This is a genomic window from Kocuria soli (assembly GCF_003797835.1).
Lineage (GTDB): Bacteria > Actinomycetota > Actinomycetes > Actinomycetales > Micrococcaceae > Kocuria > Kocuria soli.
Window position 1 is genome coordinate 151,224 of record NZ_RKMF01000004.1, and the last position, 12,680, is coordinate 163,903.

General features: G+C 68.0%; 8 protein-coding genes. 3 read left to right on the plus strand and 5 right to left on the minus strand.

What is annotated here, in order from left to right; genetic code table 11:
- Positions 1 to 151: 151 nt before the first annotated feature.
- From EDL96_RS04525 to EDL96_RS04535, 3 genes are all read right to left on the minus strand, one after another.
- Entirely contained in the window at positions 152 to 943 is a 792-nt protein-coding gene (locus EDL96_RS04525; RefSeq protein ID WP_123824627.1) for an ABC transporter ATP-binding protein, read from the minus strand.
- 2 nt (positions 944 to 945) lie between these two features.
- Positions 946 to 1,989 carry an ABC transporter permease gene (locus EDL96_RS04530; protein ID WP_123824628.1) on the minus strand — a complete coding sequence of 348 codons (1,044 nt, stop codon included), beginning with the start codon at positions 1,987 to 1,989 and terminating at the stop codon, positions 946 to 948.
- A gap of 144 nt (positions 1,990 to 2,133) precedes the next feature.
- Complete coding sequence (locus EDL96_RS04535) at positions 2,134 to 3,159, minus strand: ABC transporter substrate-binding protein (protein ID WP_123824629.1); 1,026 nt, start codon at positions 3,157 to 3,159, stop codon at positions 2,134 to 2,136.
- Between the two features lie 487 nt (positions 3,160 to 3,646).
- Here EDL96_RS04535 and EDL96_RS04540 point away from each other — a divergent pair, with 487 nt between their 5' ends.
- On the plus strand, positions 3,647 to 3,991 hold the full coding sequence (locus EDL96_RS04540) for a 4'-phosphopantetheinyl transferase family protein (protein WP_123824630.1): 345 nt from the start codon (positions 3,647 to 3,649) through the stop codon (positions 3,989 to 3,991).
- A gap of 24 nt (positions 3,992 to 4,015) precedes the next feature.
- On the opposite strand, the gene EDL96_RS04545 is transcribed toward EDL96_RS04540, so the two are convergent.
- Together EDL96_RS04545 and EDL96_RS04550 are read right to left on the minus strand one after the other, a co-directional pair.
- Positions 4,016 to 5,341, minus strand: a complete 1,326-nt coding sequence (locus tag EDL96_RS04545) for a M1 family metallopeptidase (RefSeq protein ID WP_123824631.1) — start codon at positions 5,339 to 5,341, stop codon at positions 4,016 to 4,018.
- Positions 5,342 to 5,410: 69 nt separating this feature from the next.
- Positions 5,411 to 9,322, minus strand: a complete 3,912-nt coding sequence (locus EDL96_RS04550) for a Pls/PosA family non-ribosomal peptide synthetase (RefSeq protein WP_233568682.1) — start codon at positions 9,320 to 9,322, stop codon at positions 5,411 to 5,413.
- A gap of 129 nt (positions 9,323 to 9,451) precedes the next feature.
- Here EDL96_RS04550 and EDL96_RS04555 point away from each other — a divergent pair, with 129 nt between their 5' ends.
- Both EDL96_RS04555 and katG read left to right on the plus strand, forming a co-directional pair.
- Positions 9,452 to 9,946 carry a Fur family transcriptional regulator gene (locus EDL96_RS04555; protein ID WP_123824632.1) on the plus strand — a complete coding sequence of 165 codons (495 nt, stop codon included), beginning with the start codon at positions 9,452 to 9,454 and terminating at the stop codon, positions 9,944 to 9,946.
- 53 nt (positions 9,947 to 9,999) lie between these two features.
- Positions 10,000 to 12,210 (plus strand): catalase/peroxidase HPI, encoded by a 2,211-nt coding sequence (katG, locus tag EDL96_RS04560; protein WP_123824675.1) that lies wholly within the window; start codon positions 10,000 to 10,002, stop codon positions 12,208 to 12,210.
- Positions 12,211 to 12,680: the final 470 nt, after the last annotated feature.

Below are 12,680 nucleotides of genomic sequence, written 5' to 3' on the forward strand. Positions count from 1 at the left end.
CTGTGCCGGACCTGTGCAACTCCCCTCCGCCAGCGCGAGATGGGGATCTGGTCGCCCATCACGCGTGATGGGCGACCAGATCCCCATTTCGGCGGGTGGTTGCGACGACGTCGGGCCCGGCCTGTAAGGTGTGTCGGCCGGGCCTCTGCCGCTACTGCAGCAAGGTCTTGTCGTCCAGGGCAGCACCCTTGAGCTGGGTGAACCTGTGCAGCAGGTCCTCCGGGGTCATGCGCTGCTTCTCCTCCGGGGAGGCGTCCAGGATGATCCGGCCCTCGTGCATCATGATCAGCCGGTTCCCCACGTCCAGGGCCTGGTTCATGTTGTGGGTGACCATCAACGTGGTCAGCCCCTGGGCCTGGACCACCTGTTTGGTCAAACGGGTCACCAGCTCGGCGCGCTGCGGGTCCAGCGCGGCCGTGTGCTCGTCCAGCAAGAGCACCTTGGGCTTGGAGAACGTGGCCATGAGCAGGCTCAATGCCTGCCGCTGGCCGCCCGAGAGCAGTCCCACCTTGGTCTTGAGCCGGTTTTCGAGGCCGAGTTCCAGCACCTTGAGTTCCTCGGCGAAGCGTTCCCGCTTGGACCCGGTGACCGCCCGGGCCAGCCCGCGGACGGCACCGCGGCGATCGGCCAGGGACAGGTTCTCCTCGACCGTGAGGTTGGGGGCGGTACCCGCCATGGGGTCCTGGAAGACCCGGCCCACCCGAGCAGCTCGTTTGTGTTCGGGTTGCTTGGAGATCTCCTTGCCGTCGATCAACACCTGGCCGCGGTCCTGCGGGATCCTCCCGGCAATGGTGTTCAGGATGGTCGATTTGCCCGCACCGTTGGAGCCGATGACCGTCACGAAGTCGCCTTCGCGCAGGTCCAGCGAGACGTCCACGAGCGCCTTGCGTTCGTTGACGGTTCCGGGGAAGAAGGTCTTGGAGACGTTTTCGATCTTCAACATGCTCAGTTCTCCTTCCCTGCGGTGCTACCCGTGGCGTCGGTGGCGTGTGGACTGTCCGGAGCCGCTCCGGCCGGAACACCGAGGACCCGCTGGGCCTCGGTCTTGGTGGCCATCTCGCCCTCAGCGGCAGCCTCTGCGCCGTCGGAGGTGAGCGTGGCCGCACCACCGCCGATCCCCAGGCCGTGGCGCCACTTGGCGATCTTGCGGAATCCGGACCACTGCGGCAGCAACAGTGCCGCGATCACCAGCAGGGCGGAGAGCAGCTTCATGTCGTTGGGGTTCAGCCCGGCGTTGAGGGCGAACTGGATGGCCAGGCGGTACAGGACGGCACCGAGAACCACGGCCAAGGTGGCCTGGAAGACCACACCGTTGCCGAAGATCGCCTGCCCCACGATCACCGAGGCCAGACCCACCAGGATCAGGCCGATGCCCATCTGGATGTCCACGAATCCCTGGTACTGGGCCACCAGCGCGCCGGCCACGCCCATCAGTCCGTTGGAGATCATGAGCCCGTAGATCTTCTGCCGGTCCGTGGAAACCGCGAAGGACTTGATCATCTGTTCGTTGTCACCGGTGGCCTGCAGGGCCAGGCCGGTGTCCGTGTGCAGGTACCAGTCGATGACCAGTTTGAACAGGATGGCCACCACGGCCAACAGCACGATCGACAGGACTCCACGGTCCACGTAGTCGTAGAGGAGCGTGAGCAGCGTGTTTTCCCGCAGGAGGGGAACGTTGGCAGCGCCCATGATGCGCAGGTTGATCGAGTAGAGCCCGATCATGGTCAAAATGCCGGCCAGCAGGCCGTTGATGTTGCCCTTGGTGTGCAGCAAGCCGGTGATCAGACCGGCGATCGTGCCCACCACGAATGCGAGAGCCGTGGCCAGGAATGGGTTGATGCCGTTGACGATCAGCACACCGGCCGTGCCCGCCCCCGTGGTGAAGGAGCCGTCGACCGTCAGGTCGGGGAAATTGAGTACTCGGAAGGTCAGGTAAACGCCCAGGGCCACGATCGCGTAGATCAGGCCGAGTTCGATTGCAGTAATCATCTGTCCTCGTCAGGAGATGGTGGGGACCGCGCGCTGGGATTGCCCGCGTCGGGTGGATGGAAGTGAGCGGGGTTCGGTGGGGTGCCGGGCCGCCGTCGTCGTCACTGTGGGTCACGACGACGGCGGGCCCGACCACTCAGGGGGTCAGCCCTCTTCGCCTGCAGACGCCGGGTCCTGGGGCTCGACGTCCTCGCCGACCACCACGTCGGCGCGGTCCAGGACCTCCTGCGGGATTTCGATGCCCTGGGCCTTGGCGGCCTCCGGGTTGACGTGGAGTTGCAGCTCCGTCTGCTCCTCGACCGGCATGCTGGCGGGGTCGGCGTCCTCCTTGAGGATCTTGATCGCCATCTCACCGGCCTGCTTGCCCAGTGACTCGTAATCGATGCCGTAGGTGGCCACGGCACCGCGGGACACCGAATCGCCCTCGGAGGCCAGGATCGGGACCTGCTTCTCCTCGCCGTACTGGATCACGGTCTCCAGTGCGGACACCACCACGTTGTCGGTGGGGACGTACACGGCGTCCACGTCCAGGGACTGGAGGCCCTGCTGGACCTCGGAGGAGTTGCTGACGGTGGCCTCCTTGATCTCAAGGTCCAGTTCCTTGGCGGCCTCCTTGGCGGCGTCCACCTGGACCTGCGAGTTGGCCTCACCCGAGGAGTAGACGATGCCGACGGTCTTGACGTCCGGATCGATCTCCTTCAGCAGCTCGAGCTGTTCCTTGACGGGGTTCATGTCCGAGGTGCCGGTGACGTTCCCGCCCGGCTCCTCCCACGAATCCACCAATCCAGCTTCCTGGGGATCGGTCACGGCGGTGAACACGATCGGCTTGTCCTGGATGGACTGGGCTGCGGCCTGGGCGGTGGGCGTGGCGATCGCCAGGATCAGGTCCTTGTCGTCATTGGCGAAGGTTCCCGCGATGTTGGAGGCCGTGGCCTGCTCCCCCTGCGCGTTCTGCTCGTCCCACTCGACCTCCATACCTTCTTCCTCGAAGGCGGATTTGAAGCCTTCGGGGGCTGCGTCCAGGGACGGGTGGGACACGATCTGGGTGACGCCGATCTTGTAGGTTTCGCCGTCACCTCCCCCGCCGCCGCCCTCACCGCACGCGGTGAGTGCCAGGGCTGCGACGCCGGTGAGTGCGGTGATCTGCATGAGGTGGTGCCGTCGGGACATGGATCCTCCTTGGTGGTGCGAGCGTGATCCACAGGGTGGCCAGTGACTCGACGACGGAAGCTCCCCCACCAGCCCGACGGCGCCCCGGAGTGTGGGTGGGGACCGCGGGCCGTTGCGGCGAGGACGTCCTTGTCTCACCGCAGCGTTTGGTGTCTTCCGCACTGCACGTAGGCCTGTTGACCAGGGGATTTACCTACCTGCGAGTGTGACCTGTATCACGTGATTGTGAGTCTAGCATCGTATACGACCGCGTGGTCGGTAATTTGGTTGCGACCATCGCTTTCAGGAGGCCGCCACGGACGTCCACTTCAGAACCTCGTCGCCAACGGACCTCCACCGGTCACTTCTGGACCTGGTCTCGAAGGTCACCGGCTTCTCCTCGCCCCGGCTCGTCCACTCCTGCCCAACGTGCGGGAGCTCGGACCACGGGCAGCCCTTCGTCCTGACTGACTCGGGGCGCCTCTACGTGTCTCTGTCGCGTCCGCGAATGGGTGCCGTCGGCGTCGTCGCTCTGTGTGCGGAGGGCCAGGTGGGGATCGACATCGAGGCCGCCGGCAGCGCGGCGTTCGTTGGGTTCGACGACGTCGCCCTCCACCCCGCGGAGCACTGCACCACCGACGAGGAACGCACCCGCCTCTGGGTGCGCAAGGAAGCCATCCTGAAGGCCCACGGCACGGGGCTGGTGACCGATCCGCGGGAGCTCCGGCTGGACGATGACGGGACGGTCCTGGAGGGCCCGCCCGCCACGGTGATCGACCTGGACATGGGCCCCGGGTGGACCTGCGCGGTGGCCGTCACTCCCCCGGGACCGATCAAGACTGTCCTCGTCTGAGACCCCACACCACGCGCAACGCGGTCAGCCGCGGGCAGGCACTTCCGGCAGCGCGGGCACCTGGGTGCGGTGCAACCACGCATTGAGCAGCGCGTCCATTTCGGCATCGCGGTTGCCGGCCCATCGCAGGCAGTGCGCCTCGAAGTCGTCGGTGGTCACCGTGCCGCCCGCATGCTCGCGGGTCCAGCTGCGGAGCAGGTCGAAGAACGCGGTGTCCCCCAGCAACGCCCGGACGGCGTGCAGGGTCAACGCCCCGCGTTTGTAGACCCAGTCGTCGAACATGGCCTCCATGCCCGGATCGGCCAGGGTGCATCCGTCGGGTGTGGGGCCCAGCGCGGCATGATGCTCGGCTGCGCGCACCTGCACTCCGGCGCCTCCGCCCGAGGCGTGGCGATGATCCGACCACAGCCATTCCGCGTAGCAGGCGAAGCCTTCGTGCAGCCAGATGTCGCTGAGCCGCTGGGCGGTGACGCTGTTACCGAACCACTGATGGGCCAGTTCGTGGGCCACCAGGCGCTCGTTGTCCCACTCGGGCGCCACGTGATTCCGACCGAAGCTGCTCAGGCCTTGGGCTTCCAGCGGGATTTCCAGGTCGTCGTCAACGATCACGGCGCGGTACTCCGCGAAGGGATACGGGCCGAACAGATCGGCGAAGAAATCCACCATCTTGCCCTGGTCCTCGAACGCGGTCCCGTCACCGACGTCGAGACCCTTGGGATGCACGACTTCCACCGGAACCGAGGCCTTCCGCTCATGGACCGTGTACGGACCGATCTGCACTGTCGCCAGGTACGGCGCCATGGGTCGGTCCATGACGTACGTCCAGGTGGTGGTCGCACCGCTGCGTGTGGAGTCGGTCAGAGTTCCGTTGGCCACCACGTGGTACTCCGGTTCGGTGGTGACCTCGATGCGATACGTGGCCTTGTCCGCGGCGTCGTCGTTGCACGGGAACCAGCTCGGGGCACCGTGCGGCTGGGAGCCGACCATGGATCCGTCGGTGAGTTCCTCCCACCCGGACGTGCCGTGAACTCCGGGCACGGGGCGGGGCTTGCCGGAGACCCGGAACTCGAGCAGGAAGCGGTTGCCGGGCACCCGGTCCCCGACCTCGACGACGACCCGCTGCCCCCGGTGCCGGTACTTGGCGGGCCGCCCGTCCAGGAAGACCTTGTGGACGCGCAACCCGTGGAGGTCGACGTCGATCCGGTTGGTGGGTTCCGCGATCTCGACGTAAAGCTGCGCCTTTTCCTCGAGACGGTTCCCCGCAACCTTGTACGTGAGCTTGAGGTCGTAGTGCGTGACCCGGTAGCGGGTGTCGCCGTGCCCGCGCAGGTACGGGTCGGGGATCGTCATGGGGCTCCGATCGAGGATCGTCGATGAGTGGGTGTGCGTGGGGTGGGTGTTGAGGGTTCGGCGGGAAGTCTAATCCTGCTGTGCTTCGTCCAGTTCATCCAGCCACGGCCCGATGGGGTTGCCGACCCACCGGGTCTTGTCCGGGGCCGACTCGCCACGCATGACCAGGGAGCCGGGACCGACCGTGGCGTAGCGGCCCAGGGTGGCCGCGGGCAGGATGACCGAGTTGGGGCCCAGCGTGGCCCCCGGGCCCAGCCGGACGGTGTCCATGGCCAGCACGCGGTCGTGGAACAGGTGCGTCTGGACCACGCAGCCACGGTTGACGGTGGCCGCGGTGCCCAGCTCGATCAGGTCGTGTTCGGGCAGCCAGTAGGTTTCGCTCCACACCCCGCTGCCGATCCTGGCACCCATCGCCTTGAAGTAGAGGTTGAGCAATGCGGTACCGGGTACGTGGCGCAGCAGCCACGGGACGGCCACGGCCTCCACGAACGCATCGGCCAGTTCCCCGCGCCACACGAACCCGGACCACAGGGGGTGCTCGGACGGCTTCCACCGCCCCACGAGCACCCACTTGGCCAGCACCGCGCAGAGCACCGCCAGCAGACCACAGACCAGGAGCACGACGCCGGACAGCCCGGCCGCCGCACCGAGGTTCCACACGACAGCGACGAGCGTCAGTGCCACGAAGGCGAACAGATACAGGTACAGGTGGGCCAGCAGCGCCAGGACACGGCAGGTCTCGATCACCCCGCGCAGCACCCGCAGCCCGGTGGAGGGCTCGTAGGTCCGGGAGGAGTCGACGTCGCTGTGCGTACGGCGCAGCTTCTCCGGCGGTGATCCCACCCACGAGGAGCCTGCCTTGGCCTTCTTCCGCCGCGGCGCGGCGGAGAGCACGGCCACCAAGGACTCCTTGGGCACCTTCCGCCCCGGCGCGGTCATGCCGGAGTTCCCGACGAACGCCCCGCGCCCGATCTTGACCCGTTCGATCCGCAGCCAGCCGCCGCCGAGTTCGTAGCCGCCGATCAGGGTGTCGTCGGCCAGGAAGGCACGTGCACCCACGCGGGTCAGGCTGGGGATCATGAGCACGGTGGAGGCCTCGGCGTCGCGGCCCACCTGGGCGCCCAGCGCCCGGAGCCACCACGTGGTGGCCATCCCGGCGTACAGCGGGAACAACCACGTACGTGCCTCGTCCATGAGTCGGAGCGTCGTCCACGCCTGGAGCGCCTGTCTCCCCTGGACGGGGTGCGGGCCACCCTCCAGGCCGATCGCGCACAAGCGCACGAGCACCAGAATCATGACAGCGAGCGCGGCGTAGCCGGCCAGTCCGGCGAGCGGCAGCCACAGAGCCGCCGTCGTTATCGCCTCACCCAGGGTGTCGGTGCCGTTCAGCGGCAGCCACAGCACCACCAGACCCACCATCACGGCCAGCAACGGGAGCACGGCGATGACCAGTCCGGAGACCATGTAGAGGGCCGTGAACACCGGCCGGGACTTGGGGCGCGGGCCCCACGGTCCACGTGCATCACCCACGGGGGCCGCGGGGCAGCCCGACCAGCGCTGCTGCGCACCCACCGGCCCGAACACGGTGGAGCCGGGCGCAATTTCGGCGTCGTTGCCGATGCGGGCTCCGGGGACCAGCGTGGAGCGGGCACCCACGCGGGCGCGCTTGCCCACCTCGATCTCGCCCACGTGGACGGTGGCGCCGTCGATCCAGTAGCCCTGCATGTCGACCTCGGGCTCCACGGAGGCCCCGTTACCGAGTGTGAGGAAGCCGGTGATGGGTGGCATGGCGTGCAGGTCGACGTCGCGACCCAGCCTGCATCCCAGCCAGCGGGCGTACCAGCGGACCATGCCTGCCACGCCGATCTGCCCGACTCCCATTTCCTCGGCGAAGCGTTCGGCGAACCACAGCCGCAGGTGCGTTCGTCCGCCGCGGCGGTAGGCCCCCGGCTTCAGGCCCTTCAGCACCAGGCGGGCGACGCCGGCGGCCGTGGCCAGGCGACCGAGCGGGAAGACCAAGATCACCCACAGGAGTCCGAGGACCCACCACGGTGCGAGCCCCACGGCCTCGGCCGGGACGGACCACCCGAGCAGATCGGCGACACGCACGCCCAGTGCCAGCCACAGGAGCAGCCGCAGCCCGCCGATGGTTCGTAGGCCCACCAGCGCCGCCAGCTGGACGGCCTGCGTGGACCGACGCACCGGCCGGACCCGCTCGTTGAGCCGCCCCACGGGGGTGTCCAGCGTGTCCAGCCAGGCCGCGAACTCCCCGATCCGGGGGTGTTCGTACACGTCGGCCACGGTCGCGTTGACGTGGCGTTCGCGCACGCGCGCCACGATCTGGGCGGCGGTCAGCGACCCGCCACCCAGGGCGAAGAAGTCCTCGTCGGGTCCGGCGGGCCGGGATCCCAGTACGTCGTTCCAGATCTCGGCCAGCCACGTCGCCGTCTCCCCCAGGTCCGCGGAGGCGGCGGCGCCGTCGTCGGGAAGGGGCCACGGGAGTGCGTCACGGTCGATCTTGCCGCTGGTGCGCGTGGGGAGGTCGTCGATGACGGCCAGGCGCGGAACCAGGGCGGCGGGCATGTCCGCGCGCAGTCGTTCCAGGCACGCGGCACGGTCGAAGGCGTCGTCCACCGTGAGGTACCCGACGATCAGCGAGTTGCCGCTGCCCGTCTTGCGGACCGCGGCCGCCGCGCCCACCACGCCGGGGAGGGCCAGGAGGGAGGCGTCGATCTCCCCCAGCTCGATGCGCCGTCCACCGACCTTGACCTGGTCGTCCGCGCGGCCCTTGAACAGGAGCCCGGCGGGGTCGTTGACCACCACGTCGCCCGAGCGGTAGGCGCGCTGCCAGCCGAGCGTGGGCATGGGCGCGTACTTCTCGGCGTCCTTCTCCGGGTCCAGGTAGCGCGCGAGGCCCACCCCGCCGATGATCAGCTCGCCGCTCTCGCCCTCAGGTACGGGCTGCCCGTCGCCGTCCACGACGGCCAGGTCCCAGCCGTCGAGCGGGAGGCCGATGCGAACCGGGGGCTCTCCGGTCAGTTGCGCGGCGCAGGCGACGACGGTCGCCTCCGTGGGTCCGTAGGTGTTCCAGACCTCGCGCTCGGCGTTGGCCAGGCGGGCGCCGATCTCGGGCGGGCAGGCCTCGCCACCCAGGATCAGCAAGCGCACGGCCTTCAGGGCCTCGGCGGGCCACAGGGAGACCAGGGTAGGGACCGTTGAGACCACCGTGACCGCGTTGGCCACCAGCCACGGCCCCAGGTCCATGCCGGAGCGCACCAGCGAGCGCGGCGCGGGGATCAGGCAGCCGCCGTGGGCCCAGGCCAGCCACATCTCCTCGCAGCTGGCGTCGAAGGCCACCGAGAGGCCGGCCATGACCCGGTCGCCGGGCCCGATGGGCCGTCGTTGCAGGAAGAGCCGGGACTCGGCATCCACGAACGCGGCGGCGCTGCGGTGGCTGACCGCCACACCTTTGGGCTTGCCCGTGGAGCCGGAGGTGAAGATGACCCAGCAGTCGTCGTCCAACGACGGCGGCGTGGGTTCAGCGGGTGGGCGCGGCTCCGGGAGTCGGCTGGTGACGATCAGATCGGCGGTGATGACCGCGGCCACCGCGGCTTCCGAGAACACGGTCCGGGCACGCTCGTCGGGGTCGTCGGCGTCTACGGGGACGTACCCGGCGCCGGCCAGGAGGATGCCCATGATGGCGAGGTACAGGTCCGCCGTGCCGGAGGGCACGCGGACGCCGACCTTGTCCCCGGCGCCGATCCCGAGGGCCGAGAGTTCGGCGGCGACCTCTCCGGCGGCCTCGTGGAACTCGTCGTAGGTCAGGTGCGCTTCCCCCGCTTCGAGCGCGGGGGCGGAACCGTGGCGTTCGACCGTTTCCAGGAAGACGTCCACCAGGGTGCGTGGTGTGGGGGCGCGGTCTCCGGCGAGCAGGGGGCTCCGGACACCGATGTGTGGCGAGTCAGTCGGCGAATCTGTCACATAGGGATTCTGTCAAAACCCGGGCTGCGGAAAGGCGGACGCGCCATGTCCTGCGGGTTACGAGGGGGAAGCACGGAACGTTTGCATGTTTTCTTGATTCATTCCAGAAACCGGGGCACGATGGTGACCATGAGCACAGTCCAGGCGGAGGAGCACCGCGAGCGCGAGATGTTGCGGGGCGTGGGGCTCCGCGTCACGCAACCACGTGTGGCCGTGCTCGGTGCACTGCGGAGGCATCCGCACGCGGACGCTTCCGCCATCCTGGGCGCGGTCCGGCAGGCCGTTCCGTCCGTGTCCCACCAGGCGGTCTACGACTGTCTGCACGCGCTGACAGAATCCGGCCTGGTCCGTTCCATTCAGCCCGCCGGCTCCCCCGCCCGGTACGAGATCCGCCGGAACGACAACCACCACCACCTGGTCTGCCGCGGTTGCGGTGAAGTGGTGGACATTCCCTGCCAGACCGGCTCAGCACCGTGCCTGCACACCGACGACGACCACGGTTACGCGATCGACGAGGCCGAGGTCTATTTCTGGGGCCTGTGCCCGGCCTGCCAAGCGGGCCACGCCACACGCCCCACCGAGTTTCCCACCCAGTCACACAGAGATCGAGAGGATCAGAAGTGAGCGACGACCAGAAGCAGTTCCCCCACGGTGACGACACCACGACGATCGGTGAGATGACCGAGACGGCGGCCACCGGCCTCCCGCAGGAGCCGGTCCAGGAGTCCTCCGAGGGCAAGTGCCCGGTGGCCCACGGCGCCTCGCTGCCCCACCCGACGTCGGGCGATGCCAACCAGCAGTGGTGGCCGAACCGCCTGAACCTGAAGATCCTGGCCAAGGAGCAGCCGGTCATCAACCCGCATGACCCGGACTTCGACTACGGCGCGGCTTTCGAGGCGCTGGATCTCAACGAGGTCAAGCAGTACATCGGCGAGGTGCTGACCACCTCCAAGGACTGGTGGCCCGCCGACTTCGGCAACTACGGCCCCTTCATCATCCGCATGGCCTGGCACGGTGCGGGTACTTACCGTTCCATGGACGGCCGCGGCGGCGCCGGCACCGGTCAGCAGCGATTCGCCCCGCTGAACTCCTGGCCGGACAACGCCTCCCTGGACAAGGCCCGGCGTCTGCTGTGGCCGGTCAAGAAGAAGTACGGCCAGTCCCTGTCCTGGGCCGACCTGTTCGTGCTCGCGGGCAACGTGGCACACGAGATCATGGGCATGCCCACCTTCGGTTTCTCCGGCGGTCGTGTGGATGCCTACGAGCCCGAGGACGACGTCTACTGGGGCCCGGAGACCGAGTGGACCAACGGCGGCGCCGAGCGCTACAAGGGTGAGCGCGACCTGGACAACCCGCTGGCCGCCGTCGAAATGGGTCTGATCTACGTCAACCCGGAGGGCCCGGAGGGTGAGCCGGATCCGAAGAAGTCCGCGATCGACATCCGCGAGACCTTCGGCCGTATGGGCATGAACGACGAGGAGACCGTGGCGCTGATCGGTGGCGGTCACACCTTCGGCAAGACCCACGGTGCGTCCACGGTTCCGGAACACGTGGGTCCGGAGCCCGAGGCTGCCCCGTTGGAGCAGATGGGTCTGGGCTGGAAGAACTCCTACGGCTCGGGTGCCGGTCGCGATGCGATCACCTCCGGCCTGGAGGTCACCTGGACCTACCACCCGACCCGCTGGGACAACGAGTTCTTCCACATCCTCTACGCCTACGAGTGGGAGCTGTTCCACTCCCCCGCCGGCGCGCAGCAGTGGCGTCCGGTCAACGGCGGCGGTTCGGACATGGTGCCGGAGGCCGACGGCAACGGCCGCCGCGAGCCGCGCATGCTGACCTCCGACCTGGCACTGCGTGAGGACCCGGAGTACGACAAGATTTCGCGCCGATTCAAGGACGACTTCGCCGCGTTCCAGGACGCCTACGCCCGCGCGTGGTTCAAGCTGACCCACCGCGACATGGGCCCGATCTCCCGCCACCTGGGCGCGGAGGTTCCCACCGAGGAACTGGTGTGGATGGACCCGATCCCCGCACCCGCTTCCGTGCCCGGTGATTCCGAGGTTGCCGCGATCAAGGATGCCGTGGCCGCTGCCGGGCTGTCCGTGACCGACGTGGTCAAGACCGCCTGGGCCGCTGCCTCCACCTTCCGTCACTCGGACTTCCGCGGTGGCGCCAACGGTGGCCGCATCCGCCTGGAGCCGCAGCGTTCGTGGGAGGTCAACGAGCCGTCCGTGACCGGGCCGGTGATTTCCGCTCTGGAGACCATTGCGTCCGATCACGGTGTGTCCTTTGCGGACACGGTGGTGATCGCGGGCAACTGGGCCGTGGAGAAGGCTGCTGCCGATGGTGGTGTTTCGGTGTCCGTGCCGTTCACGGCCGGGCGCGGGGATGCTACGCAGGAGCAGACGGACGTGGACGGTCAGAACTTCCTGGAGCCCAAGGTCGACGGCTTCCGCAACTACGATCCGCGCGGGAACAAGGAGTTCCCGGCCGAGTTCGCGCTCATCGACCGGGCCAACCTGCTGGGCCTCTCCGCCCCGGAGATGACCGTTCTGGTGGCCGGCCTGCGTGTGCTGGGGGCCGTTCACGGCGGGTCTTCCGACGGTGTGTTCACCGATCGCGTGGGTGTGCTGTCCAACGACTTCCTGGTGGCGCTGACGGACATCGACACCCAGTGGGAGAAGGTGGCCGAGGGCCACTACCGCGGTGTGACCGCCGATGGTCGCGAGTGGACCGGCACCCGCAACGACCTGGTGTTCGGTTCGAACTCGGAGCTGCGGACCGTGGCTGAGGTGTACGCGGCGGACGACGCGAACGAGAAGTTCGTTCGCGACTTTGTTGCCGCGTGGGCGAAGGTCATGGATGCGGATCGGTTCGACGTGAAGTGATCTGATTGGTCAAGTGAATGTGAGTGGCGCCCGCTTCGGCGGGCGCCACTGGTGTTTCGGAGCGGAGGACCGCGTCATCCCATTGACCTCTGGACGGTTGAGGGTCGCACTGGGGCTGCCCTAGCACCACCGGCGGCCGGGTTCAGATGTCGACTGACAGCCCGCCCGAACCCCAAGCAACGCACAGCCCGATGGACCAATCATCAAGGACGACTGGCGTTGACGGAGTGCCAACATGGAAGCTGCCCCGCGGCAACGCTTCGGCCAATCGCTCGCTTTAGACTCATAATATGGTCAACTCGACCGGCTCCTGGCCCGGTTGTCCGCCCTGCTTCTTCTCGCGGGTCATGGTGGTCGTTCCAGCAAGTACGCTTCTTACGCCTTACACTATCGATTAGACATGCTGTGAAACTTGGCTACTCAGACGCCTCTCAAAACTTACTTGACGGCCCGTAAACATCCGATATGTC